This window comes from Agrobacterium sp. CMT1, from assembly GCF_037203725.1.
Taxonomy (GTDB): Bacteria; Pseudomonadota; Alphaproteobacteria; order Rhizobiales; family Rhizobiaceae; genus Agrobacterium; species Agrobacterium pusense.
Window position 1 is genome coordinate 1 of the sequence record NZ_JBBCAR010000019.1, and the last position, 25,323, is coordinate 25,323.

A 25,323-nucleotide genomic window follows, 5' to 3' on the forward strand; every position below is an offset into this window, starting at 1 on the left:
CACTCGTTACGTGAACGTGTATGAACCGAATAGAGGTCCACGGGATGAGACGGACGGATCCTGCCTGCGTCACCAAAAGGCCTTTGGCGTCGATGACGTAAGCGGTTGTGATCATTGTGGATCCCACACGAGGCATCACGACCTGCGTGGTAAAGCTGTACGAAGGAGGGCCGTCCGTCTGCAATTTAGAGCTCTCGTGCGTTCTAGATTTCTTCGATCGTCAGAACGGCCATGAGCCGGCGATGACCAAATAGCAAGATTGCCGATGGGCGCGCGCGATTCAAGGCTGACTGGATCATCTCCATCTACTCTGGAGAGATGGCTGCAAGGCTTGGATGGTAGACATATTGTCGTCCTCTCGTTGGGCTAGAGTAACCGACCCTCACCCAGCAGTGGCCTTGACACCGCTACTGACACTTTACAGTGCGCCGGATAGGTCAAGACGCAAGCGGTTACAGTTCTGGAAGAGCCCCAAGCGAAGCTCACCCCCTAGTCACTCGCCATCATTGAGCAGTGGCTGCATTCCAGGGCATGGAATTCCCTTGCTGATGAATCTCAAAACGCGCAGGCTAATTTCTTCGGTAGCTTTCTAAAGGTCGTTACCGCTTCAAGGTGAAATTCCTCGGCCCCAACGAAAGGACACGATGTCTTCCGCACAAGAACAAGGCCGGATTTCGTCTCGCGGTCTCAATATGCTGCAGTCCCTGTTGGCAGATGCCCTGAAAATCGGCGCGTGCCAGGATGACGACCGGTCATTCAGCAAGACCTTTTGCAGAGTGATCGATCATTTCGGGCACCGAACCTTGCTATTTCGGCAATGAGCAATGCCGGGGCGGAAAACGCACAATTCTCCCGACGCAAAGGGGAGCTTCGCGCCACGCCACTGCACCATATCTTGGCACCACCAAAAAAAGGCACAGTGGCCACCGATACGGCTAACGAAAAATTTGGGTGACGCTGGAACAATGCGACGCGTCGCGCGTTAGCGGACAGCCTTTTCGTCCGGGGGGATGCACAGACGGGAAACGGCGAATGGGAATCTCAATGTCGAATGCCGAAAATGATACAGATCTACAGCTGAGTGAATACGAGGCTATTATCGCCGGTGGCGGAGCTCTTCTGGATGCAGTTCCCGCGGCGGTGTACGTGTGCGACAGGAACGGGCTCCTAATCTCATACAACGCTGAAGCCGCACGCCTTTGGGGTAGATATCCTCGAATACGAGATCCACAAGACCGCTTCTGCGGATCGCTCCACCTTTATCTGCTTGACGGGTCAAGCCTTCCCCATGACAGCTGCCCGGTTGCCGAAGCTGTCCGTTCAGGCAAGGAAACGCGTAACGGCGAAGTCGTCATGGAGCGGCCCGACGGCTCGCGTTTTGAAGCATTGGTAAATGTACGCGCACTGCGGGACCGGGATGGACGCATCGAAGGTGCAATAAACTGCTTTCAGGACATCTCTTCACAGAAGGCTCTTGAACGGCAAGCAAATCGACATGCCGCCGACCTTGAGGACTTTTTTGAAAACGCTGCCGTCGGTCTCCATATCGTCAGCAACGAAGGAATAATTCTGCGGGCAAACAAGGCCGAGCTTGAGTTGCTGGGTTACACTGCGGAGGAATATGTCGGCAAACATATCGCCTCCTTTCATGCGGACGCCCGGGCAATCGCCGATATACTGGACAAGCTGAGCTGCGGCAGAGACCTCGATAGGTACCCAGCCAGACTTCGCGCCAAGAACGGGCAGATCAAGCATGTGTTGATCACTTCGAACAGTCGCTTCGAGGACGGACGTTTTATAAATTCGCGCTGCTTTACCACTGATGTCACTGATGTGCATCAGGCAGAACTCGCACGTCTCGAAAGCGAAGAACGTCTTGCGGCAACCTATCAGGCTGCGACGATCGGTATCGCAGAGGCAGATTCAGCTGGACGCCTTCTGCGGGTAAACGACGCGCTTTGTCGGATGCTCGGACGCTCTGAGGACGAGCTCCTCGCGATGACATTTCTTGATTACACGCATGCCGAAGACAAAAAGCAAGACGCAGAGCGCTATGCGCAGCAAGTCGAGGGCAAAATCGACAGCTACGTATTGCGCAAGCAGGCGATCAAACCGGATGGCACGTCCGTGTATCTCGACGTTCATAGCTCGTCGGTACGGGACGCCAAAGGAGAGTTTCGTTACGGCGTGCGCGTCCTCATCGACGTCACCAAAGCCAAAAGGATGGAAGACCGAATACGAGAGAACGAGAGGAACCTGCGTGACCTTCTCGAGGCATTACCGGCCGCAGTGTACACTACCGATGCTGACGGTCGCATCACGTTCTTCAACCGTGCGGCGGTAGAAATGGCCGGCCGCGTTCCGACGTTGGGCGATGAGTGGTGCGTCACCTGGCGGCTCTTCCGGACGGACGGGACCTTTCTGCCGCACGACCAGTGTCCGATGGCGGTCGCCATTAAAGAGGACCGGCCAATTCGTGGAGAAGAGGCGGTTGCTGAAAGGCCGGATGGGACGCGCGTTCCGTTCATCCCCTACCCTACTCCGTTGCATGACAGCGAGGGTAGGCTGACGGGCGCCATAAACATGCTGGTTGACATTTCGGACCGGAAGAAAGCGGAAGAGTTTGCGGAGCGGCTGGCCGCGATTGTCACCTTCTCGGATGACGCTATCGTCAGCAAGGACACCCAGGGCATAATCCAGACGTGGAACAAGGGTGCTGAACGACTTTTCGGGTATGCGGCCGCTGACGTGATCGGAAAACCGATTACGATCCTCATCCCTCCCGAACGGCAGGACGAGGAGCCGGAAATCCTTGCGCGCATCTTCAGGGGCGAGCATATCGAGCATTACGAAACCGTGCGCATGAAAAAAGACGGAAGCCTGATCGACGTCTCGCTCACGGTTTCTCCCTTGAAAGATGCCAAAGGGCAGATCATCGGGGCATCGAAAATCGCCCGCGACATAACGGAGAAGCGCCAGGAGGAGCGGCGACATCTGTTGCTCATTAACGAGCTGAACCACAGGGTGAAAAACACCTTGGCAACGGTGCAGTCCCTCGCTTCCCAGACGTTCCGTGGCGAACGGGACAGTCGCGCCTTCCGGCAATTTGAGAACCGCCTTGTTGCGCTTGCCCGAGCACATGACCTTCTCACGCAAGAAAGCTGGCAGGGTGCTGATCTGCTAGAGATTGTGAACAGGGCGCTCCAGGCCGTATGCCCCGATCGGGAGGGCCAGCTTGAGGTATCGGGACCGCCCTGCCGGTTGAATCCCAAACTCGCGCTCTCCCTGTCGATGGCCTTTCACGAACTTGCCACCAACGCAACGAAACATGGGGCTCTGTCGGTTGATGCAGGCAAAGTCGCAGTTGAGTGGAATATTGAGGGAGGCGGGGAAGACAAATGGCTTCATCTCACATGGAGAGAGCTACATGGTCCGAGCGTCACGGCTCCCGAAAAAAGAGGATTTGGCAGCCGTCTTCTTGAACAGGCACTGGCTCGTGAACTGAATGCGCAGGTTCTCCTGTCGTTTACCGAGTCTGGCGTCAACTTCAGTTTGACCGCGCCCCTGCCCGCCTCGCATCCTGACGAACGGAATAAACACTGATGACTATCCCTGAAAGGAAGCTCCGCATTTTCATCGTTGAGGATGAAGCACTTGTGGCGATGCTGATGGAAGATATCGTAACGGATCTTGGCCACGAGGTGAGCACTATTGCGTCGCGCGTGCAGCAGGGTTGTGAAATCGCGCGTAGTGGGGACTTTGATGTCGCTATTCTTGATGTCAATCTCGATGGACAAACGAGTTATCCGATAGCGGAAATTTTGCGGGAACAACGCATCCCGTTCGCGTTCGCGTCGGGCTATGGCGCCAAGGGACTGGATCGTTCATATGCCGACGTGCCGACCCTTTCAAAGCCGTACGTCACAGAGGACGTGGAGCGTCTGATAGCTAGGCTAACTCGTTAGCAATCTGTAAGACGACAAGCAGGTGTGGCGCCGCCGGCACCCTACAAATCCAATGCAAGTGGCACAGTGCGGTCGCCGCGATGCCGGTTGGTAGTGCCCCGTGGGTGGAAACAAACCGATAGTTCCCGCGTTTCGGGGGTGCCATTGAATGATGGCGACGCTGAGGCCCATTCAACCGGAGCGACCAAATGCCTTATCTTGTTGAGATCCTGCTTCCTGTCACTCCCGCTGTGTCTGACCGCGCGCTTGAAACGGTCCGTGTCGAACTGACCAACCGCTTCGGTGGTGTGACGGTTCATGATCCCATCCCGGCCGACGGCTTATGGAAGGATGGCAGCAAGGTTGAAGAGGACCGTATCCTTCTGCTCGAGGTCATGACCGACGAACTCGATCGCCACTGGTGGGCGCAGTATCGCCAAAGTCTTGAGACGCTGTTTTCCCAAGATGAAATCATCGTACGCGCATTGTCCATTGAAAGACTGTAGCAGACAGGAGCCAGGACATGATCATTGGATACCACGCGTCTCGCGAGCAATTCGCACCTGCCGAGTTGCTGTCATTCGTCAAACAAGCCGAGCGGGCGGGTTTCGATGCTGTCATGACCTCTGACAATATTACCCCGTGGAGTGAGCGCCAAGGCAACTCCGGCAACAACTGGACCTGGCTGGGAGCTGCCATGGCGGTCACGACGCTCCCCTTTGGCAGCCTCGCAATTCCCGGTGGCTTGCGCTATCACCCGGTTACGCTTGCACACCTGATTGCTACTCTCTCGGAAATGTTTCCGGACCGGCTGCGCTGGATCGCAGTCGGAAGCGGCGAAGCTGTAAACGAACATGTCGTTGGCAAGGGCTGGCCGGACAAGCACGAACGCGATCAGCGTCTGCAGGCGGGGGCCGACATTATGCGAGGGCTTTTGAAGGGTGAGACAGTGTCCTGCGTATTGCCATGGTTTTCAGTCGACAATGCGAAGCTCTGGTCGCTTCCCAGGCGGCCTCCGGCCGTATTCGGCGCTGCACTGTCAGCGGAGACTGCTGCATGGATGGGGGGCTGGACAGATGGTCTCCTGACGGTGCGCAAGCCGGCTCGGGAGCTGGCGGACATTTTTGACCGGTACCGAGCGAGGGGCGGCGTTGAAAAGCCGCTCGCGCTTCAGTTGCAGCTCAGTTGGGGAAACACAAGGGGCGAAGCACGTATCGCTGCCTGGGATCAGTGGCGAACGGCAGCCGCACCGGCAGATCTCCTCGCTGACCTTGCAAGTCCGGCAGATTTTGACAACGTGACGCGCGAGGTCCCGCCGGAGGAGATGGACGAGTGCGTCCCCCTTGTCGGCATTGCAGGCGACGTCCTTCGGCTCCTCGATGAGTGCCGTTCCTGCGGCGTGGGCGAAGTTTACATTCATAACGTCTCTCGCGATCAGCCCGGCTTCATTCGATTCATGGCGCGCGAGGTGCTCCCGAAATTAGTGCAACGCCGTTAAAGTCATCTCTGTATTTTGGGGACCCGGAAACGGACTGGGAAAAGGAAACCTGTTGCTCATGGACAGCGGTCTGCTCGTTGGTTATCTCGCATCAATATGCTCCGTGGCGAGCTTCATCCCTCAAGTCTGGAAGGTTATGCGGTCAGGCGACACGGAAGCGATTTCAGTGCGGATGTATATGTTGACTGTAACCGGATTTGCGCTTTGGACGACGTTCGGTCTTCTTCGAGGCGAATGGCCGATCATTCTCACCAACTCCCTCTGTTTTTGCCTGTCCGGTATTGTCCTTTTCCAAAAACTCCGGACGCGCAGCTTGTCTGAATGAGAGCGCCGGATTTGCGGGCAACAGTGGCAATGGCGCCTGTCGAGGCAAGCCCAATGGAGCCTCGGGTTGCCGCAAAGGTCCGGCTCAGTTCCGGTGTCATTAATACTCGTTGCCCGGTTACAGCTGTCGTCCCAGCAGCGCCGGCTGTTACAGGCTGTTGCACCTGCGCGACCAGTCCATGCTGGATTACCGCCGAGGCGAGAAGGCATGTACGTGTGTCCGAGTATGCCGATCATTCATCCCGGCTGGCCCAGCGGATCCGTCAAGGATTTGACACGACCGCCAACTCTCGCTGAACGGGCTGGCCAGCCTGCTTCGCGCTGCGTCCGGTGCGCGATGTCTGGTCGCCAACCAGAAAGGGGTGACTATCTGCTTCGCACTGTACTGGTCAAACTCTGGAACGCGGAACGAGCCGCTCCCTTACTTCGACGCTACGGGGGCCGTTAGTTCGACAGGGACTCCGTCAGGATGCCTACAATCATAACGAGCTCGAGTACGCCACCAGCCACAAACAGAACAGACATCACAACCGTAGCGTAACCACCGCTTGGTCTTGGCGGGCTACTGTAGCTGACGGCGTTCAACACACCGCCGAAGAGCCAGATCACCAAGCCGGCGACGCCTACCAGCACCCATGTCCCCGATAAAGCTTCCGCTGCCATCACCTTTTCCTCTGCGCGAAACCCGCCTCCTGGGAGGCGGGTTTTTTGAATGGAAAGATGCTCACATCTGTTCCTTCTGCGCCCCGCCGCCCGGCTTGGCAGGACCGAGCTCCGGTTTCTGTCCTAAGGGCTCGGAGATCTTTGTAGAAAACTCCCCTTTTCCATCAATGGAGGCTCCGGTGCTCCAGCGACCCTGCGCCGGCTCGGTGCCGCGGTACTGGAAACCCAGGTAGGTGTAGCTGAAATCCTGCTGTTCCAGTTCTTGCGGAAAGCTGTTGGGAATGGGAAAGACACTTTTTGCCCCGTCCAACTCCTCCAGCGCGGCTAGCCACTGGTTTTGATGCATCGTGTCTCTGGCAATGAGGAACGACAGCATGTCCTTCATGCCTGGGTCGTTGGTCATGTTGTACAACCGTACAGCAAGCACCCTGCCGCTCGATTCCGCGGCAACATTGGCGGTCATGTCTGCAGCAATGTTTCCCGTGGCATAAATATGCGACATGTCAAAAGGCACGCCGTCTGAATCCACAGGCATAGCGGCGAGCCCGGACGATAGTATGTTCTTCAGATTGACGCCGTTCAGCACGGCTCCTCCCACCGCATCGCCAGAGATTTCCTCCCGCAGCTCAAGGGGCGCGCCTTCAAGATTGAGGGCGACGGCGGTGGCGAGCATTTCGATATGACCGAGTTCTTCCGTGGCCGTGTTCATGAGAAGGTCGCGAAATTTCGGATTCCCGCGCGCGCCGCACGCCTGGAAAAAATACTGCATGGCGACGCGGATCTCGCCCTCCACGCCACCAATCGCCTGCTGAAGCGCTCTTGCAAACAGGGGGTCTGGTGTCTCCACTCTCACTGGGTACTGCAGCTTGTTGTCGGTATAAAACATTTGATTTCTCCTCGTTTCATCGGCCGCCCAACCGGGCGCCGCGGGGATTGTTCCGGCCCATAACGCAAAACGAGCACAACACGCAACGAGCCAGCGCGTGCCCGGATATCGGCGGGAACTTCCGTGGCCAACAACGGTTGGGGGCGCTCAACAAGGAGGATGAAGAATGACAACCGACGTGCGCGAAATTTTTGTGACCGGACTGCGTAATGCCCACGCCATGGAAAACCAGGCTCTGTCGATCATGAAGCCGCAGATTTCAAGGATCGAGAATTATCCGGAGGTGAAGGCCCGACTGGAACTTCACTATCGAGAGACGGAGGGACAGATCGCCCGCCTTGAGGAAATCCTCAATGGACTGTCGGAATCGGCCTCGACAATAAAGGACACGGCGCTTTCCATGGCAGGCTCTCTCGCAAGCCTCGGGCATACAGTTGCCGGAGATGAGATCATAAAGAACAGCCTCGCGAATTTTGCCTTCGAAAATTACGAAATTGCTGCCTACAAGTCTCTGCTGACCCTCAGCGACCATGGAGGCTATCAGGCAGCTTATTCTGCACTCCGAAGCAACCTCGAAGAGGAGGAGAACATGGCGCGGTGGCTGCAAGACAATCTGGAAAAAGTGACCCTGGAATTTGTGGCACTCAGTGAGCAGGGACAGACCGCCAAGGTTTGACCTTTCGCTTCGGACCAATCGATGATATCGATCGTCGCGCCAAGCGCCGCACATCGAATCGAAAGATTCCGCTATTAAATGCGACGCGCCACGCGTCTATTGCACCGGTCGATTACGCTTTCAGGCCGCCATCGCGCTCCTTCAGCTCCGCAAGTGCCGCGTCAATGCGCGATCCATCAGAGATTGCCGCTGCGTCCCCCTCGCATCTGGCGGTTCAGCGCCACGAACTACGCCCGCGACACCTGCGTTCAGAAGTACTTAGTCCGTCAAGACTTCGCTGTTCAGTCCTAGCCCTGAAGCTCGGATGGATGTTCCGGCGAGAATGTTGGATGGTGCGGCAGTTCCCCATGTTCGCAATCGCTCTCCGAAAATTTTTTGCCGCAAGCGCATAAACTCCTTGTCGAGTGGCTGGCATTTTTGCGTCGGCGTTTATTGCCTCCGGGCGATGGACGCAATCTGCCACCACGAACTTTGTAGTGGTGGAAGCTGCGTCTTGGGTAAAAAGAGGCCCGCAGTGGGCTGGGGTAAGCTGCGGGCCTTTGTCAGGCCGCCTGACGCGACCGTACACAGGGTGGCTCGTGATGAATGAACGCCAGATGAACAAACGCGTGCTGAGGCGGCAAGAACCAACCCGCAAAAAGCAAGATCCGTAGCCGAGCACGAGGCTTGCTGCGCCGACTGGCGCCGCGCCGGTCGTATATGTCGCGTGAGCCGGGCCGCGGCGTCTGTCGGTCAGTCTGCGTGCGTAGGCCGTATAATTTCTACTCCTCAAATCTCAGAGTGGACTCCCTCAAAGATTGCACTAGTGTCTAGCCAATGCATCCGCGAGGTCGCGTCTCGTTCCGAAGCTCGTATACGTCCAGCGCCAGGAGGATAGCATGAAACGACCTGCACAAATCGAAGGCTGTTTGCTGCAGCGAACTCTCGGGAAATGGGCTGCGTGTTTCACGCCCCACCGCGCCTTGCAAGTGAAGCTCGTCGAAGACACTATCACCGAGACGTTGAAAACACTGTCTTCACGAGGTGACGAGACTGCAATTGATACAGAACTTTTTTTGACGATGCGGCGTCTGGCGTTACGCGCTTTTGGCTCGGCTTATGCGCCGCCGGACAACTATCCACTTCGCAACAGTTTTCCTCCTGACGAAAACATCTCGACCAAGCGGTGATGATGGACAGGGGCGTCAAAGAATGCCCGGGGGTCTCAAGCTTCCTGCCGCCACGCAAGGACCTCCGCTCCCCTGGGGCGAACGTGTTTGCACCGTCGAGACCACCCGCCTCGCGTGCCTGCGATCCCTCTCCAGTGTGGCACAGCGCCGATAATCGGCACTCCGACAGCACCTGTGTGCGCGCGACACGGTAAGGATCGAGAGCGCACCGTCACCTTCAGCTTGCCGCTCAACCCATAGTTCCCCGAATCTTTTGGGGTTCCTGTATCGCAAGATGACCGGGCAGCCGAATGCATCTTGCAAGAGGCAGGCTACTGGCGCGTTACGATGCGGTGACCAAAGTCATTTTTGATGATGGCTGGCTCACTGATAACCAGCCAGAGCAGGTAGCCTAACCCACCCAGAAAGGTGGCGCAGCCGACGAGGAGGAACGCGATACCGAGATACAATAGTGCCAAATGTCTTATGCTCATCTTCGCTGACAGCTGGGTTGGGTAGCCGCCAGGATCCGTGTGGCGCAACTACTGGCCATCGAAGGCCGTCATATGCATTATCAAGCAGGACGAATTCGTCAAGAAATCCTGACGCCACGCTGCGGAGGACTCAAGATGCGGAACCCCGGATTTCCCAGCTGTTGTCGCTATCGAAATCAGAGGTGCCTGGTTTCGGAACTGCATTCGGGCCCTCGCGACAACGATAACGATGGTGCCCGCGTCCCGGGCGGCCTAGGCCGGCAACTGGGCTCGCATGTCCGGTACCGCGGAAGGGAGCCGAGCCGGAACCGGATTCCATCTAGTTGGTTTGGTCGAGCGGAGGGTGAAATGTCAAAGCCCGTCATAAAGCAGCAGACCGTTTCCAGCCGGCTTGACCGTAATATCGCAGCCCTGCTCGAGCGGCGGCGGCAGGAGGCAGCGACGGGGGCGGCAGCCATCACCCGTTTCGCTGGCTCGATGATATTTGTCTACATTCATGCCTTGGTGTTTGGAGGGTGGATCGCGATTAATGTTGGTTTACTTCCCATCCTTCCGGCGTTCGATCCGTCAATGGTTGTCCTGGCCATGGTCGCTTCCGTAGAAGCTATTTTCATCTCGACATTCGTTATGATCAGTCAGAACAGGATGGCGGAGGCCGACGACAAGCGCGCGGACCTCAATCTCCAGATATCGCTTCTTGCAGAGCACGAGACCACGCAACTTCTATCGATCGTGACCGCGATAGCGGAAAAACTCGGTCTCGACCTTGCTCAGAAGCAGGAAATTGCACAACTGCAAGAGGACGTTACGCCGGAGGGCGTTCTGGACACCATTGAAAAGATCTCGGGTGGAGAGGACGGCCAGTCTGAGGGAAGAGGACCGCTCGGCAATGTTTAGACGTACCGATCGCATTTTGCTGCTGATGGTTGGGTCCACATGTTGATGCGCATTGATCGTCCGCTGACTCAGGCCTCTGGCCGATAACCATTACCCGGCGGTTCACCGCGACATGGTGGATACGACCGTCAAACCGAGCCGACTCACGGTGCAAAATTGCAAACAGTTACTGGCGGAACAGCAGATCTGGTTTAAGCGCGGCAGTCGTGCATCCGTTCGTCGCCGCAACGGGATGTCGCGCCCGGATTGCGAGTGATTTTTGACCGGCTGTGCCATTTGACCTGCCCCCTGTCAGATTGGGCGCAGCCGGCCTTTGACAACCACGATCCGCCAGAAACACGTCCTCCTCCGACGCCACCGATTCACATCTGCATCCCTCTCACCACCGGCCGCCAGCCGGCTCGCCGCAGGCAATGCCGGATGTCGTGGCTCGTCATGCATTTGGTGTCTGTGACCTCATGCGTTCGGACATCATTGCCTGGAAATTTGACATCAGAATTATGCATCCGCCGATAACAACCCAGACGTCTATACCTTCTCCGTAAGCGTAGAACCCGACGAGTGCAGCCATGGGCACCCGCAGAAAGTCGACGGGCATGATGACAGAGGCATCGAGGCGCTTCAACGCCTGTGCCTGGCAGTAGTGTGCACTCAACGCACCAACGCCGGCAACCATCATCCATGGAACATCGGACAGGCCGACGTCCCTCCAGTCTGTCAAAGCGGCGACCAGCCCCAGAGGCAACTGAATGAGGATCATCCAGACCACGATGACTGCAGGTGAGCATTCCCTGGTAAGCTGCTTGACGAGGATCAAGGAAAGCCCGTAGCCTGCGGCCGCCAGCAGTACAAATCCGGCGGCGGGATCAACGACGCCGTGCCCAGGGCGCACGACAACCAGAACACCAATGAACCCGCCAAGGGTTGCGAGAAGCCGCGGCCCGGTCAGCTTCTCCTTGAGCAAAAACCAGGCGAACAGCGCGACCCAGATGGGCATGGTAAACTCAAGGGCAAAGACGGACGCCAGCGGCAGAGAGACCACGCCTATTGTCCAAAAATACTGGGCGGTGAAGTGAACGACGTTCCGTGCCAGATGTCTGGGAAACAGTTTCATCTGGCGGATCTGCGGCAGGAGTGATCGTCCCACCAGCAAAATTGTGATGAGACCGACCAGAGCGCGGAAAAACAGCACCTGCCTGATTGACAAGGTCGATGCCAACTCGCGAGATCCTACCGCCATACTTATGAAGGACACCATGCTCAGAGCCATCCAGCCCAGTCCCCGCATAAAGTCTGCCCGCCCTCGCTTTCTATCGAAACGTTTGTCTTTTTCCATCATTGCTCCGGACAGATAAATTGTGTAGCCGCTATAGAGGGCGCTTCGGTCTGCTTTTATCGGCCAGATATCGCATCTTGCGAAGCAGATTTTGGTGGTTTCACGGGCCGCAGACTCTGCCAACGTAAACGCGGACATAGATCCTGCATCCCGTCCCCAGTCGATATCATCCTGATCCTGGGGCTGCTGAAGCTTTCGTAGGTCCTGTCTTTCACCGAGAGAACGTCACCAGCATTGGATCCATCGCGATATTCCTCGCCTCGCTGCCCGTTGTGAGGACAAGGGCCGCCGCCCCAACAGGCGTCATAAAGGACGGCGGGCGCCCGTACGCCTGCATTTCACGATGAAGAACGCGATCATGAGCGCAGGGCAGTGCGTTAGGGAGCGCTTCTTGACTTCCTCCTCAAGAATGCGATGATTGCGCTACCATGTTGAAGAACAGCAATTTCCAAAGATTTTGCCTCAGCCGAGAGTATCCCGTCGAAGGGTATTAACCCGGGACGTAGACTGCTGTCGCGCGTCTGTGCCCGGGCTTTGATCCTGCGGGATTGCGCGACCTAATCCACAAGCAGTCTTTTTATTGCGCAGCCCTTGGGCTGCATCAGAGGCATATGACATGAATACCACCAATTGCGGAAAGCCGTCCATCGTCGTCAGTCAGACTGACCACGCTCGTCTGACCTCTCTTGCACTGGCAGCACCGGGACGCGACCTCGATGTTGCCGAGGAATTGCTTATCGAACTTGATCGAGCTGATGTCGTAGAGGATGACCAGTTCCCGCCGGATGCCGTAGCGCTCGGATCGACCGTGTCCTACAGGACGGAGGGCGGCGCCAGAAGGTCGGTCACTCTTTGTTATCCCGGTCTCGCCGACATCGAACGCTCAATGGTCAGCGTGCTGACGCCGATTGGCGCTGCGCTTCTGGGTCTTTCTCCGGGGCAGCAGATCGAGTGGAGCGGCCGCGACGGGCAGTCACACATGTTGACCGTCCTTGACGTGACCGCCGGGGTCCCTTCCACGGCGGCCTGAAGGGCTCAATTTCAGAGGATACGAGAACCTCGCCATTTATCGGCGAGGATTTCTGGCGTGCCTGGCCGTGTGAACGCAAACAGATAAAAGTAACGACACCAAAGTGAGACGCGACGCGGGCAGGTCAGGCTGCCTAGCCAAATTAGGCATAGGCGGAATGTTGACGTTCAGGTTGTTCGTCATCGATTGGACGAGCTTGCGGCATGATCGCGGATCGAATAGACGACGACCGCGTGCGCCGTCTTGCGGAGCGTAGTACTTGCTGCTGCAACCAGATAACCTTCTGTTCTTTTTCCGGGTTCGTTCCAGGCGAACACCGGGAAATGTTCGCAATCGGCGATGTTCGAGAACGGCCTGCAAGACGGAACCGTCAATCGCCCGGATTGTTCGGGGCGGTACGACCGGAAGGAAGTCCCCGTGCTGCGTGTCCTTAGAGGCAAAAAGCTCATTATTGTTGAGCAACGACCAATGCTGACGGAGGCATGCCGTGAGCGGATGACTGCGGCCGGGGCCACGGTCGGCCTTCCTCTTCGATCTGCAAGAGATGTTCTTGATGCGATGATGGAGGCAGACGTAGACGCGGCAATCATTGACATCGGGGTTGATGATGACACGCTGCTGTCCGTATCCATCATTCTGGAGAGCGCAAACGTGCCGTTTCTTTTCGCTTCCCGCGCAAAAGGAAATTCTGGCGGCTACGAAGTGAGCGGCGATATCGTAGAACTTCGAAAAATTGCCGACGCACTGTTCGGCCCACCGGGAACCTCATCGACTCTTCATTGATCGTCGATCCGAGTGGGCAGTTCGTCAGACGGACTTTCCGTCGCAGGCCGCAGCTGAAAATCTCGCAGCAGCACCCGCCGCATCGTCGCAAGAAGCACGACATCGATCGGCGAAGCGTCGTCCGCAGTTGGAAACTCCAGGAGGATTTCGCTGATGGTCTTCTCTACGAGATGAGCCTGAATCCGCTCATCTGAAGTGAAACGCGCAGCCCAGCGCGAAAGCACACGGCGCAGCAGGGAATCATTGTGATCTGATGGTTGGGGCACGCGGCCGTCCTCCACACGAATAGGCGGGAGCACGTAGTAACCCTCAGGTGCCACCGCCTGTGAATTCGGTTGGTGGCAATGCAAACATAATAACACATCCGATCGAGGAGTTGACCAATACTTGTCAATTGCACACCCCTGCCCCCTTGCCAGTCTCATCTCAATACTCGCAGGCCGGTGTCTGTGGAAATCCACCCGGCCAGGGCATGTCGGACGGCTTGATGTTAACGATGACGGCCGAACCCCATTCCCCGCTGGTGGCAGGCCTTTCCGCGTCCGCTAAGTTTCACCCCTCGTTGAATGGTTTCGTCTTGGCAAATTCACTCTGGAACTCTGCGTTACGGCCGGCTGTCGGTCAACACGACGACGCGACAGTTGAAGAACCCTTCCCCAGGGCGCAGTGAGAATGGCGGGGCCGTTCGGCCGCTCGGCGTCCTTTGGTGCGTACCAGACCAGCAGGGTTCACAATCCTGATCCAGCCCAAGCGCCAGGACGGGGTCCTCAGACCCTCGCATCAATCTTCGGGCTCAACATTTCGAATATGTTGAACCGGGGCGCCGGAGGAGGACCGGCTCATGGCGTCGCGACCGGCGCAATAGGTCCGCCTCGTCGGAAAAAAGGCCGCGTCTAGTCCGGCAGTTTTGCAGGTTTTAACTGTGAAACTTGTCCGGCAATGCGACAGCGAAATCCCTCCGTGCCAAACTGCAGTTCAGGCGCTGTACCGAATAATGAGCCTAAAGCTGAACGAATATAGCGCGTCCCGTATCCTTGACGACTGGGGGCGACCGCGGGCGGGCCGCCTCGTTCAACCCAGTTCATGCTGAACATTGGGTCATTTCCCTCGGTGATTTCCCAAACCACTTCCACGCTACCCTCAGGAACAGAAAGCGCGCCGTATTTAATGGCATTGGTCGTCAGTTCATGAATACAAAGCGCGATGGTCGTCCCCGCATCCCGACCGACAACAATATCTGGACCGGAAACCGCGATTCGCGTCCAGCCATCACCATTATAGGGAGCTATTGTCGTAGCCACGACCAAAGAGAGGTCAACCTCCTCCCCGCCCGCCTCGAAGACTGCCGAATGAACGCCCGAAAGGGCCTGAAGCCGCGCGCCAAAATCACCCGCCAGTTCGTCCACGGTCGTTGCGCGTTTTCGCGTCATCTGGAAAATGGAGGTGACAGTGGCAAGGATGTTCTTCACGCGATGGTTCAGTTCCAAACGCAGTTCTCTCTCCCGTTCGATTGAATTGCGAACTTGCCGCTGCCGTAACCGCACCAGAAGGTTCAACTGAACAGCGTTGACCAGTTCTAGCGGCGCGATCGGACGCACATGGAACAGAAGACGGGATTTCGGCCATGCTGCCTGCAATCGATCCCGGATGCCTTGCACCGATGCGGCCTTCTCTAGAAGGACGATGATCGGTATCTCCGACCAATCGGGTTGAGCGTTCAAGTGGTCGCAAATCTTCGTCAAGACAGAGGGAGTGAGCGCCTCGTGCGTAACGATGATGATGTCCGGCGACGAACAAAGAAGACCTTCAAGGTCGCCATCGACCTTGGCCGGGACCACCCCCACCTTTTGGTCTTGCAAAAGAGCAGCAATGTATTCGGCGTCTTTTCGGAACGGAGCAAGGACCAAGACCCAGTCCGGCCCATTTTCCTTCGGCAGCCCGTTCATTTTGGATCGGGTAGTGGGTTGTAGGCCACTACGCTGACGTTACCGCTTTCGATAATCAGTTCCCGCACGTCAAGATCGTGCGGACCGTGGCGCTTCTTTACGACGGTGATATTCCGACGAAGGCGCCCTTCATGTTCCATGATCCGCAACAGCAGCACCGTGTCGCCGAGGAAGCTCACATCGACGTCGATTCCGACATTCTGCCCGAGGAGGCCGTGCTGGGCGACGATAAGCATGGTCAACACGCCGGAGCGCGCCAGATACTTTAACAGGGACTGGATGTCGCGCACCGCCTTGTCCCGGTGCGGCAAGGAATTGAGGTAGCCGGTCAGACTGTCAATGACGACGACTTTCGACTTGTTCTGCGTCACGGCATCCTGAACGATCTGGCCGAATTCGCCCGGCGAGATCTCGTTAGGATTGAAGTCGCGAAGGATCAGCCTGCCGTCCTTATGAAACTGCCTGAGTTGCATGCCCAGGCCTTCTGACCGGCGAAAGAACGTTTCCAGTCGCTCCTCAAACAGGAACAGGGCTACATTTTCTCCACGCTCAAGCGCCGCGGTTGCATAGAGCGACGACATCGTCGATTTTCCGGTCCCGGCCTGACCAATGACCAGGGTCGTGGTTCCGGCTTCCTGGCCTCCGCCGAACATGTCGTCGAGTTCGGCAACCCCGGACTTGATCAGTTGTGGCTTTCCCGCATCCGATGCGGCGCTTGGCATTATCCGAGGGAATATCAACACGCCCTCTCCCTCCCGGATCGCCATGTCGTGATAGCCATCGGCGATTGGCACGCTGCGCATCTTGGATATCTCCACACGGCGGCGCACGCCGCCGTACTCCTCCAGCGACTTGTCAAGCCGGATTACCCCGTGGGCCAGTCCCTCCACCTCTTCGCCGCTTCGGTCAAATCCTGGCGACTGGGTGTCAAGCAGCAACGCGACGACATCCTGTTTTGCCAGGAAGGCCTTGAACGCGATCAGCTCCCGGCGAAACCGGGGAGAATCGCCGGTGATTAACCGGATTTCGAGAAGGGAATCGTAGACAAGCCGGCGCGGTTTATGTTCCTCGATCGCTGCCTCAACCGCCTTGCGTGTCTCGTCAAGCCGCAGGTCGGACGTCATGAATATGCTTTGATCATCTGCCTCGTTTACGGAGCCGGATGTCGCGAGTTCCTCGACACGGATACCGTCGAGTGTCCAGCCGTGCGACACCGCAATCGCCTTCAGCTCGGCAGCTGTCTGCGAGAGTGTCACGTAAATGCAGCTTTCGCCGGCAGCGACTCCGGCTCGCAGGAACTGTAGGGCGGCGGTGGTTTTGCCCGATCCCGGAGCGCCCTGCAGAATGTAGAGATTGGATGCGGGAAGACCGCCGCGAAGAATTTCGTCAAGTCCCGCGATTCCGGTGCTGACGACAGAGGGCATTTTCGGTCTCGGCATTTTTACCTTCCGCTGGCCACGCGCATTGGCATCGAGGGAACGCCACTGAGATTACACTCATATCTATATTCGTCTTTCTGGAAACATCAAATCGTTCCTTCCCTGTGAAGATCAAGGGAGTTATGTTTGATCAAGACCGCAAAGCCGCAGAGCGTTCGGGAATCCGCAGTCGCGGGGTCTATAAGGCGCGCCGCCCTGGAGCGATGACTTTGTGGAAGACGCCGTAAACGGCCTCCCAACAACAGTCGACGGTAGCATATCAGTTACAATCGAGCACGCCGCGTCCCTCTCCCACTGAAATGTTGCCAGCGGTAGGACCCCGTAGGGTCAAAAGCCACGTCGGGTCGGTCACCGGCCTTCATGCCGGCGCAATTGACCCCTATGAATCATTACCGGCAGTCAATGGAACGGGCGCTGTCGTTAGGCAGTTAGTATAGCCTAGCCCCAGTCAGCAAGGCCAACGCAATGTCTTCCATTTCTGCCCAGAATATTCGTGAGTTCGACCGGCTCAATGCTATGCTTGAGAGCGCTGGAATGCGTAGTTTCGACGATCAAGAACAACAATCGGCCAGAGACGTGGCTGCAAAAGTGCTGATCGATCAATTTCTCGAAAACGCCGAGCGCGAATAGACCCGCGGAAACGGCTTGGACCGCGGTTCATTGTTTTTTCGGATCCACGTCCTTCATCGCTAAGCGCCACATCGAGCCCTGAACAGTTCGTTCGTTCCGCTGGCCGAGGACCGTTCAAGGTCCTGGCCGGCCTAATGACGCCGAAATGGGGGTTGACGTGTGGTAGCCTGGGCGCAACGCCTCGAACCAAGGAATAAGCGGCCCCAATGCGATCTGCTCGCCTACAAATTCAGAGGTGGCGCGTCGGGTCTGCACCAAGCCCCCGAACGGGGGAATTCGAGCGAAGGTGCACGAGACCTGTCGAGACTTCATTGATTTTGCTGATCAGCGCCTGCATCAAGAAGCTCAATCAGCGCCGCCTGCTCGGGACCATACGGCCTCAGAAGCAGAAACTCCTCGACACGTAACTCCGTCTCGTATCCGCCTGACGCTGGATTGCCTTTGTGACGTACGACAGATGTCCCATCTTCTCGCGTCCCCAGGAACCAGTTATCACCATTCGAACTTGCAGCAAATTGTTTGAAATCCGTCATGATCGTTGCCCTCTCGTCATTTTCTGAAAGACGCGTGCGCGGCCGACTGCAGGCTATGGAGCGAGACCGCACTTGAGCAGTGTGATTATGCCCGGTCGAAGGTAAAGGAGGTCAACAAGGTCGTGACGAAATTGCTGGCCTTCTCCTTGACCACAAGCTCCGTCCACTCGTCGGTTCCCCGAAACCTCAGATCCGTGTGGATGCTGTCAACGGCGGCGGCCTCAATGCGCTTGATATGCTCTTTAAACTGCGCCTCGCCCTCCCCACGGTAAAGATCGCGGATCACCATCCGCAAAATCTCCTGGATAGCGATCTGCCATGCGGTGTTTATCGCGCTCAGCTCATTTGTTGTCGCTGACATGAATTTCGCCTTTTTAGTTCTCAAGTCATCATTGGCAATGCGCTCGTATGGTTCGCAAGAGCACGGCAAAGTGCGATTGTGCAACCGCTTAACCCGCCGAACGGGTGGTCGAAACCTTGGCGGCACGCTTCGCGGTCAATGTGGATGTTGCAGATTTCCGATCCGCTAGTTCTTTTGCGAGGCGAGCAGTCCTGAGCCTTGCCGTTTTTTCATTATGTGCCTCGATGGCAGCGTGCCCCTTTTCCTCGGGACGATCCTTCGCAAGGGCGGGAGCCTGAAGCTTGCGAAACGCGATTTCTGCCTGCTGACGCAGTTTGCTTTGTTGTTGTGTCATGAAGTCCCTGCCTCTCCGGCCTGTGGCCGAACGAAAAAGGCCAGGCGAAACGCCCGGCCTCGATGAAATTGCTCCCGGCAGTGCCAGTACATCCGTGGTCAAAGGGGAGCGGATCTCACTTACGCAGACTGCAGATTGGTCGCAGACATCTTGCCAGACTTGTTGTCCCGCTCAAGTTCGAAACCAATCTTCTGGCCCTCTACGAGTTCACGCATTCCTGCGCGCTCGACAGCCGAGATGTGAACGAACGCGTCTGCGCCGCCATTGTCAGGCTGAATGAAGCCAAAGCCTTTTGTAGAGTTAAACCATTTTACTGTGCCAGTGGCCATGATGGACCCTTTCCAAGCATAGAGTGACATACCGCGCAACGGATGAGACGCGGGCATAAACCGACTATTTTTGAAAGAGAAGTTCGCTTAGGGCGCGGTGCCAATCGCACGGTAGACAAGCTTGGCAAGCAAAAGATCGATGGTGGATATATAAGGCACCTGCGACGGTAAGTCAACGATTAGTTTTTGGCGAAGCGTCTCTTCACCTAGTGGTTGTGTATAACTGCTGCGCGTCGTCCAGGCCGCCCGGGATGAGGAACGTCCCCGATCAACAGCCGTGGTTGACTCGGGAAGATTTCAAATAGAGAGCCAACGAGTTTTCAGCACAGTCGTCTCCTCGTGTAGACGGGCGTTATTGTAGCGTCCGCTATCCTTAAAGTTCAGGACCTAGCTCTTCGGACAAGTGGTCGGCACGATCCCAGCCGCTTCCTTGCGGCACCCACGCCCCGGAACTGGCCGCATCGAAAGCGAAATCCGGCGCAGCCAGCGCTTCTGCCCGAACCAAAGCGCATTCGGTCTCAACATTCAAGCTACCCTCTTGAGATCGGGAACGCCTGCTGGGCGGCCCGCTTCAACGCTCTCCAACAAAATCCTGCGAAAGCACACCGTCACCACCCGGCACCCGGGGGTTATTCAAATCGTACAACGGATTTCAGCGGAATTTTAGCCACCAGGACGCCATCGCTCCTGACGACTTCGAACTCTGCACCGTCCACGACCTCATTCTTCAGGATTTTCTCTGCCAGCATTTCCCTCGCGGCCTGTACGGCCTCAACACAGGCGCCCTCGTCGCTGGGCAGCACCGCGCCTTCCGTATCCAAAGAGAGACCGTCTGCGTCCCGGACGTGGAAAAAATACCGTGGCATCGTATAATCCTGCTTCCTTCGATAACCAACTGCCTCTCATCATATTGGTTCCGTTGGCCGATTCCGCGGCGGGGAATTGGCAGACCTGGTGACCTGGCTGGAACTCGTGAACCGGCGGGGACAGAGGGACAAACCACGTTCGCCGGCGAAATCCAACGCGAACGTTCGGATTTCGGTTCGATTGCGGTGGTACCTCACGTTCATACATCGCGCCGGCCAGTCAGCCTGTAGATGAGGAACAGGATCACGGCGATGGCCTCTAATCCGGCGGCGGCAAGACCGATCGCCTGGACGGAACGAGTTGCAAGGATCGCGGAGCCGAGTGCACTACCCACGGCGGGCTTCAGCACTGACGAGATGGGCCATCTGCGCAGGTAAAAGCCCCAGACAGCAATGTCCCATAAGATCAGTCGACACGATACGGGACAAAATCAAGCTGTAACGCCTGCTTGGCCAAGTGAGGTCACGCTGGCCAGCCAAGAAGCCTTCACTTGTCTCGACCGCGTTACCAAACCTGACAAGTCTTCGGGGCGTCGCGGTCGAACCCGGCAGCAGCAGCCGTGGTGCTCGCGATGTTTCCGTAGCCGCTACGCAATCTCCCACGAAAGTGGCTGCACAATCGGAGCGGCCAACGCCGGCGATCAGGCCGCAACCACGGCACGGGCATCATAGTCGGCGGTCCATTGCAGCGATGGTCGCTCGCCGCAGCGCTCAATCCAGGCCTTGACCACGTCGCTCTCCGGCGTCGCTGCAGGGTACCAGGCAAAGGGTGAATGCAGCAGCAGATCGACAGCTGTGTATCGCTCTCCCATCAGGTAAGGGTTATCCTTGAGCGCGGTTTCGAGGCGTGCCGCAAGCTGCGCCGGGCTGCGGAAGGTGAAATCCACAAAAGGATGCGAAATCCCGGCGGCCTGCATGATCAGCACAGGTTCGACCACGCCGGCGTACCAGGCAAGCCAGCTGAGATACCTGCCGCGCTGCGGGTCGTCGGCAACAGGCGCCATCTTCTTTTCCGGGAAAAGATCCGTCAGGTACTGAATGATCGCTATGCTCTCCCAGATGACGACGCCGTCGTGGTCGAGCAGCGGCACCTTTCCTTCCGGATGCGGGTTCTTTGGATCTTTGCGACCGCTGCCGTCGCCGCGGGTGATATCGACGATCTTGATCGCGACCTTGTCGATGGCGTCCAGTTCGCGAAGCAGGGTGACGATACGTGTCGAGCGTGAGCGGGGGGCGTGAAAGAGCGTTAACATGGTGTGGATCCTCGGTTGCGTTTGGCGATGCGGATCTTGTACAGTCCGCCAACTGCCAGTTTCCGTCAGTAGGCTTCGTCTATCGTCCAAAGTTATGGCTCGTAGTGATCGTCTGTTCCGCCTGCTTCAGGCGCTTCGCACTCTCCCCTCCCCGGTGACGGCCGCGCGCCTCGCCGAGGAGACCGACGTGTCGTTGCGTTCGCTCTATAGGGACATCGAGAGCCTGCGCGCCGCAGGTGCCGTCATCGATGGCGAGCGCGGTTTCGGCTACAGGCTGACGGAAGACATCGCCTTGCCGCCGCAGACGTTCACACGGCTTGAAATAGAAGCCTTGGTGCTGGGCCTTGCCGAGGTGCGGCATATGGGTGAACCGGCTCTCGCGGCGGCCGCCGGCGCCGTGCTTTCGAAGGTCACAGCAACGCTGCCCGATCGACTACAACGCCAGACACTGCATGCCGCCTCCCAGGTTTATCGGTTCGAGCGCCGCGATCCGCCGGTCGCCAACGTCGGCCTTCTGCGCGAGGCCTGCTGGCAAGAACGCGCCGTGGTGATAAGCTATGTGGACGCGGAGCAAAAACGGACCGACCGGCAAGTGCTGCCGCTGGCGATCGTCTATCTGGAGAGAACGCTGGTGTTGCTTGCCTGGTGTTGTCTGCGTCAGGATTTCCGCAAGTTCCGCGTCGACCGCATCGCCGACATCGAGATGACGGAGGAGAGCTTCCGACCGCGCCGGGTTCAGTTGCTCAGGGACTACGTTGCCATTCTGAACGCCGGCGCGCCCGAAACATCAAAGATGATCTTGGCCGGCCAGTCCTAACCGATACGAGGATGCGGTCGATTTGATAGCGACCCACGTTCGGACCGCTGGTCGAAGATGCAGCAAATCCGAACGGCCGTACTGAGGCGCGATGCTGCTCCAATGGGCAGCAGAGCTGCGGCATCTGGAAACTCGACTTTCTTTTCGCCGTTTGACGCGAATGGAGGAAGGCCGGCGAAATATTGCTTCATAAGATCCGAAGCGGATATTTCGTCGACCAGTATGACGAGTGCACCTGGCGAAACAAACTACTTGCAGAGTTGCAATGTAGCGACATGACGCGGGGACGATGCACCTCTGACCGGCCTCCCTCCTCCCCTCGGAACAAAACCTGGAGTTATTGATTTTGCTTGTTGAGATAGTGTGCAGTGATCCCGGTTCTCTGCGGGCCGCAGTCGAGTGCCTCTCTCTGTCCCGCCCGCGCCTCATCCCATTCCATCGGGGGCGGCAAGCTGATTATTTACCGGGGATGCTCATGGCCAGCGATAAGCTCTCAACCTACAAGCAAAAACGCGATTTCCAGAAGACGCGGGAGCCGAGCGGCAAAGCGAAGCTGAAAGCTTCAAACCGCAGGCGCTTTGTTATACAGAAACATGACGCCACGCGGCTCCATTATGACCTGCGCCTCGAACTCGATGGCGTCTTCAAGTCCTGGGCTGTCACCAAGGGACCGTCTCTCGATCCCCAGGACAAGCGCCTGGCCGTGGAGGTCGAAGACCATCCACTGGACTATGGTGACTTCGAAGGCACGATACCAAAAGGTCAGTATGGCGGCGGCACGGTCATGCTCTGGGACCGTGGCTACTGGGAGCCGGAAGGCAACAGGACGCCCGAACAAGCTCTCGCCAAGGGCGACTTCAAATTTTCCCTTGAAGGGGAGCGACTGCATGGCAGCTTCGTTCTGGTGCGGATGCGCAATGACCGTGACGGTGGCAAACGGACGAACTGGCTGCTGATCAAGCATCGCGACGACTTCTCGGTCGATGAAAACGGCGCCGCCATCCTTGACGAAAACGACACGTCGGTTGCTTCAGGCAGAACCATGGACGCCATCGCCGCCGGTAAAGGAAAGAAACCAAAACCGTTCATGGTGCAGAGCGGCGATGTGCAGGCCGACGCCGTCTGGGACAGCAATCATGGACTGGCGGCAGACAAACGTGCGGGGGATGCGAAGAAAAAGCGCCCGGCAGCGCGGAAAGCAGTGAAGTCCGCGATGCCCGACTTCATACCTCCGCAGCTTTGCGAAACGCTCGAACGCCCACCCTCGGCCGATGGCTGGATCCACGAGATCAAATTCGACGGATACCGCATTCAGGCGCGCATTGAAAACGGCGAAGTCACGCTGAAGACCCGCAAGGGGCTGGACTGGACGGCCAAGTATCCGGCGATTGCGACATCGGCCGCAGACTTGCCTGATGCTGTCATCGACGGGGAGATCTGTGCGCTCGATGAAAACGGTGCCCCGGACTTCGCCGCACTTCAGGCGGCGCTGTCGGAAGGTAAAACGGATGCGCTCGTGTATTTTGCTTTCGACCTGCTGTTCGAGGGCAGTAAGGATCTAAGGCAACTGCCGCTCACGGAACGCAAGAAAAGGCTCGAAGCGCTGCTGAGTAAGGCGGGGGAAGATCCGCGCCTGCGGTTCGTCGAACACTTTGAGACCGGCGGCGATGCAGTATTGAAATCGGCGTGCAAGCTCTCGCTGGAGGGCATTGTCTCGAAGCAGGCGGATGCCCCCTATCAGTCGGGGCGTACTGATACCTGGGCGAAATCCAAATGCCGCGCCGGACATGAGGTTGTCATTGGCGCTTACGCCAAAACCGACGGCAAGTTTCGTTCACTTCTTGTCGGCGTCTTCAGGGACGATCACTTCGTCTATGTCGGGCGGGTCGGGACCGGCTATGGTGCCAAAACGGTGGATACAATCCTGCCGAAGCTCCGGGAACTGGAAACCTCAAAATCGCCTTTTACCGGAATAGGCGCTCCGAAAAAAGAACCCAACATTGTCTGGGTCAAGCCCGAACTGGTGGCCGAGATCCAGTTCGCTGGCTGGACCGCGGATGGACTGGTCCGTCAGGCAGCCTTCAAGGGTTTGCGCGAAGACAAGCCGGCGAGGGAGGTCGAGGCCGAAACGCCGGCATCGCCCGGGAAAACTGAAACGCCAACGCCGGCCCGGCCAAAGCCATCGCGACCGGCACGCGGCAAGAACACCAAGGCAGAAGTTATGGGCGTGATGATCTCCAGCCCTGACAAGCCGCTCTGGCCCGATGCCAACGACGGTGAGCCGGTCACCAAGGAGGATCTCGCGCACTATCATGAGGCCGTTGGTCCATGGCTGATCGACCATATCAAGGGACGGCCATGCTCTATCATCCGGACACCTGACGGCATCGGTGGTGAGCAGTTCTTCCAGAGACACGCGATGCCGGGAACGTCGAACCTGCTCGAGCTGGTCAAGGTGTTCGGCGACAAGAAACCCTATCTGCAGATTGATCGCGTTGAGGGCCTTGCCGCCATCGCCCAGATCGGCGGCGTCGAACTGCATCCCTGGAATTGCGAGCCCAACGAACCGGAGGTGCCCGGTCGTCTTGTCTTCGACCTTGATCCGGGTCCGGACGTACCCTTCTCCACCGTAGTCGAAGCCGCGCGGGAAATGCGCGACCGGCTGGAGGAGCTTGGCCTCGTCAGCTTCTGCAAGACCACCGGCGGCAAGGGCCTTCACGTCGTAACGCCGCTTGCGGTACCCAAGGGAAAGAAGCTGAGCTGGCCGGAGGCGAAACGCTTCGCACACGATGTCTGCCTGCAGATGGCACGTGACAACCCTGACCTTTACCTGATCAAGATGGCGAAGAACCAGCGCAACGGCCGGATCTTCCTCGACTACCTGCGCAATGACCGAATGGCGACTGCTGTTGCGCCGCTGTCACCGCGCGCCCGGCCAGGCGCGCCAGTTTCGATGCCACTGACCTGGAAGCAGGTAAAAACGGATCTCGATCCGAAACGCTTCACCATTCGCACCGTACCGGCGCTTTTGTCGAAGACAACCGCCTGGGAGGATTACTGCGACGGGCAGCGTTCGCTGGAGCAGGCCATCAAGCGGCTGACGAAGTCGATGAAACAGGCCGCCTGAGAGCGGCCT

General features: G+C 57.6%; 26 protein-coding genes. 13 read left to right on the top strand and 13 right to left on the bottom strand.

Annotated elements, in window-relative coordinates; all coding sequences use genetic code 11:
* Positions 1 to 1,044 precede the first annotated feature (1,044 nt).
* The 5 genes from WA845_RS22945 (at position 1,045) to WA845_RS22965 (ending at position 5,767) form a co-directional block, all read left to right on the top strand.
* Positions 1,045 to 3,603 carry a PAS domain S-box protein gene (locus WA845_RS22945; protein ID WP_337322587.1) on the top strand — a complete coding sequence of 853 codons (2,559 nt, stop codon included), beginning with the start codon at positions 1,045 to 1,047 and terminating at the stop codon, positions 3,601 to 3,603.
* The gene (locus WA845_RS22950) at positions 3,603 to 3,965 is read left to right on the top strand and encodes a response regulator (protein WP_044460273.1); all 363 of its coding nucleotides are present in this window, start codon (positions 3,603 to 3,605) and stop codon (positions 3,963 to 3,965) included. The genes WA845_RS22945 and WA845_RS22950 overlap by 1 nt, the downstream gene beginning before the upstream one ends.
* Positions 3,966 to 4,153: 188 nt before the next feature.
* On the top strand, positions 4,154 to 4,450 hold the full coding sequence (locus tag WA845_RS22955) for a hypothetical protein (RefSeq protein ID WP_044460274.1): 297 nt from the start codon (positions 4,154 to 4,156) through the stop codon (positions 4,448 to 4,450).
* A gap of 17 nt (positions 4,451 to 4,467) precedes the next feature.
* Positions 4,468 to 5,442 (top strand): TIGR03885 family FMN-dependent LLM class oxidoreductase, encoded by a 975-nt coding sequence (locus WA845_RS22960; RefSeq protein ID WP_337322588.1) that lies wholly within the window; start codon positions 4,468 to 4,470, stop codon positions 5,440 to 5,442.
* 58 nt (positions 5,443 to 5,500) lie between these two features.
* The gene (locus tag WA845_RS22965; RefSeq protein WP_220367413.1) at positions 5,501 to 5,767 is read left to right on the top strand and encodes a SemiSWEET family sugar transporter; all 267 of its coding nucleotides are present in this window, start codon (positions 5,501 to 5,503) and stop codon (positions 5,765 to 5,767) included.
* Between the two features lie 443 nt (positions 5,768 to 6,210).
* Here the strand turns inward: WA845_RS22965 and WA845_RS22970 are convergent, their stop codons facing one another.
* Positions 6,211 to 6,429, bottom strand: a complete 219-nt coding sequence (locus tag WA845_RS22970) for a hypothetical protein (protein WP_337322589.1) — start codon at positions 6,427 to 6,429, stop codon at positions 6,211 to 6,213.
* A gap of 61 nt (positions 6,430 to 6,490) precedes the next feature.
* Complete coding sequence (locus WA845_RS22975) at positions 6,491 to 7,315, bottom strand: manganese catalase family protein (protein WP_337322590.1); 825 nt, start codon at positions 7,313 to 7,315, stop codon at positions 6,491 to 6,493.
* 166 nt (positions 7,316 to 7,481) lie between these two features.
* Here WA845_RS22975 and WA845_RS22980 point away from each other — a divergent pair, with 166 nt between their 5' ends.
* The 3 genes from WA845_RS22980 (at position 7,482) to WA845_RS22990 (ending at position 10,530) form a co-directional block, all read left to right on the top strand.
* Positions 7,482 to 7,991 carry a ferritin-like domain-containing protein gene (locus WA845_RS22980; protein WP_337322591.1) on the top strand — a complete coding sequence of 170 codons (510 nt, stop codon included), beginning with the start codon at positions 7,482 to 7,484 and terminating at the stop codon, positions 7,989 to 7,991.
* 878 nt (positions 7,992 to 8,869) lie between these two features.
* Complete coding sequence (locus WA845_RS22985) at positions 8,870 to 9,160, top strand: hypothetical protein (RefSeq protein ID WP_337322592.1); 291 nt, start codon at positions 8,870 to 8,872, stop codon at positions 9,158 to 9,160.
* A gap of 821 nt (positions 9,161 to 9,981) precedes the next feature.
* The gene (locus WA845_RS22990) at positions 9,982 to 10,530 is read left to right on the top strand and encodes a DUF1003 domain-containing protein (protein WP_337322593.1); all 549 of its coding nucleotides are present in this window, start codon (positions 9,982 to 9,984) and stop codon (positions 10,528 to 10,530) included.
* Between the two features lie 433 nt (positions 10,531 to 10,963).
* Here the strand turns inward: WA845_RS22990 and WA845_RS22995 are convergent, their stop codons facing one another.
* Positions 10,964 to 12,004, bottom strand: coding sequence for a DMT family transporter (locus tag WA845_RS22995; protein WP_337322594.1), 1,041 nt, complete (start codon positions 12,002 to 12,004; stop codon positions 10,964 to 10,966).
* Positions 12,005 to 12,482: 478 nt separating this feature from the next.
* Between WA845_RS22995 and rnk the strand changes: the two genes are divergently transcribed.
* Both rnk and WA845_RS23005 read left to right on the top strand, forming a co-directional pair.
* Positions 12,483 to 12,896: a nucleoside diphosphate kinase regulator gene (gene rnk, locus WA845_RS23000; RefSeq protein WP_337322595.1), complete on the top strand. Its 414-nt coding sequence runs from the start codon at positions 12,483 to 12,485 to the stop codon at positions 12,894 to 12,896.
* Positions 12,897 to 13,235: 339 nt separating this feature from the next.
* Positions 13,236 to 13,679 carry a hypothetical protein gene (locus WA845_RS23005; protein WP_337322596.1) on the top strand — a complete coding sequence of 148 codons (444 nt, stop codon included), beginning with the start codon at positions 13,236 to 13,238 and terminating at the stop codon, positions 13,677 to 13,679.
* Here WA845_RS23005 and WA845_RS23010 read toward each other — a convergent pair.
* From WA845_RS23010 to WA845_RS23020, 3 genes are all read right to left on the bottom strand, one after another.
* On the bottom strand, positions 13,673 to 13,945 hold the full coding sequence (locus WA845_RS23010; protein WP_337322597.1) for a hypothetical protein: 273 nt from the start codon (positions 13,943 to 13,945) through the stop codon (positions 13,673 to 13,675). The two genes, WA845_RS23005 and WA845_RS23010, sit on opposite strands and share 7 nt — an antisense overlap.
* A 627-nt stretch (positions 13,946 to 14,572) precedes the next feature.
* Positions 14,573 to 15,625: a sensor histidine kinase gene (locus WA845_RS23015; protein ID WP_337322598.1), complete on the bottom strand. Its 1,053-nt coding sequence runs from the start codon at positions 15,623 to 15,625 to the stop codon at positions 14,573 to 14,575.
* Entirely contained in the window at positions 15,622 to 17,064 is a 1,443-nt protein-coding gene (locus WA845_RS23020) for an ATPase domain-containing protein (protein WP_337322599.1), read from the bottom strand. Before WA845_RS23020 ends, WA845_RS23015 begins: the two co-directional genes overlap by 4 nt.
* A gap of 465 nt (positions 17,065 to 17,529) precedes the next feature.
* Between WA845_RS23020 and WA845_RS23025 the strand changes: the two genes are divergently transcribed.
* Positions 17,530 to 17,694 carry a hypothetical protein gene (locus tag WA845_RS23025; protein ID WP_337322600.1) on the top strand — a complete coding sequence of 55 codons (165 nt, stop codon included), beginning with the start codon at positions 17,530 to 17,532 and terminating at the stop codon, positions 17,692 to 17,694.
* 308 nt (positions 17,695 to 18,002) lie between these two features.
* Here the strand turns inward: WA845_RS23025 and WA845_RS23030 are convergent, their stop codons facing one another.
* The 7 genes from WA845_RS23030 to WA845_RS23060 all read right to left on the bottom strand — a co-directional run bounded on the left by WA845_RS23030 (position 18,003) and on the right by WA845_RS23060 (position 21,370).
* Positions 18,003 to 18,227 carry a hypothetical protein gene (locus WA845_RS23030; protein ID WP_337322601.1) on the bottom strand — a complete coding sequence of 75 codons (225 nt, stop codon included), beginning with the start codon at positions 18,225 to 18,227 and terminating at the stop codon, positions 18,003 to 18,005.
* Positions 18,228 to 18,312: 85 nt separating this feature from the next.
* On the bottom strand, positions 18,313 to 18,588 hold the full coding sequence (locus WA845_RS23035) for a hypothetical protein (RefSeq protein WP_337322602.1): 276 nt from the start codon (positions 18,586 to 18,588) through the stop codon (positions 18,313 to 18,315).
* An 88-nt stretch (positions 18,589 to 18,676) separates the two neighbouring features.
* Positions 18,677 to 18,922: a hypothetical protein gene (locus tag WA845_RS23040; protein WP_337322603.1), complete on the bottom strand. Its 246-nt coding sequence runs from the start codon at positions 18,920 to 18,922 to the stop codon at positions 18,677 to 18,679.
* A 119-nt stretch (positions 18,923 to 19,041) separates the two neighbouring features.
* On the bottom strand, positions 19,042 to 19,251 hold the full coding sequence (locus tag WA845_RS23045; protein ID WP_337322604.1) for a cold-shock protein: 210 nt from the start codon (positions 19,249 to 19,251) through the stop codon (positions 19,042 to 19,044).
* A gap of 629 nt (positions 19,252 to 19,880) precedes the next feature.
* Positions 19,881 to 20,117: a DUF6894 family protein gene (locus WA845_RS23050; protein ID WP_337322605.1), complete on the bottom strand. Its 237-nt coding sequence runs from the start codon at positions 20,115 to 20,117 to the stop codon at positions 19,881 to 19,883.
* Between the two features lie 200 nt (positions 20,118 to 20,317).
* The gene (locus WA845_RS23055; RefSeq protein WP_337322606.1) at positions 20,318 to 20,452 is read right to left on the bottom strand and encodes a hypothetical protein; all 135 of its coding nucleotides are present in this window, start codon (positions 20,450 to 20,452) and stop codon (positions 20,318 to 20,320) included.
* Positions 20,453 to 20,758: 306 nt separating this feature from the next.
* Positions 20,759 to 21,370 (bottom strand): glutathione S-transferase family protein, encoded by a 612-nt coding sequence (locus WA845_RS23060; protein ID WP_337322607.1) that lies wholly within the window; start codon positions 21,368 to 21,370, stop codon positions 20,759 to 20,761.
* A 94-nt stretch (positions 21,371 to 21,464) separates the two neighbouring features.
* On the opposite strand from WA845_RS23060, the gene WA845_RS23065 reads away from it, so the two are divergent.
* Both WA845_RS23065 and ligD read left to right on the top strand, forming a co-directional pair.
* On the top strand, positions 21,465 to 22,187 hold the full coding sequence (locus WA845_RS23065) for a helix-turn-helix transcriptional regulator (protein WP_337322608.1): 723 nt from the start codon (positions 21,465 to 21,467) through the stop codon (positions 22,185 to 22,187).
* A gap of 475 nt (positions 22,188 to 22,662) precedes the next feature.
* The gene (gene ligD / locus WA845_RS23070; protein WP_337322609.1) at positions 22,663 to 25,314 is read left to right on the top strand and encodes a DNA ligase D; all 2,652 of its coding nucleotides are present in this window, start codon (positions 22,663 to 22,665) and stop codon (positions 25,312 to 25,314) included.
* Positions 25,315 to 25,323: the final 9 nt, after the last annotated feature.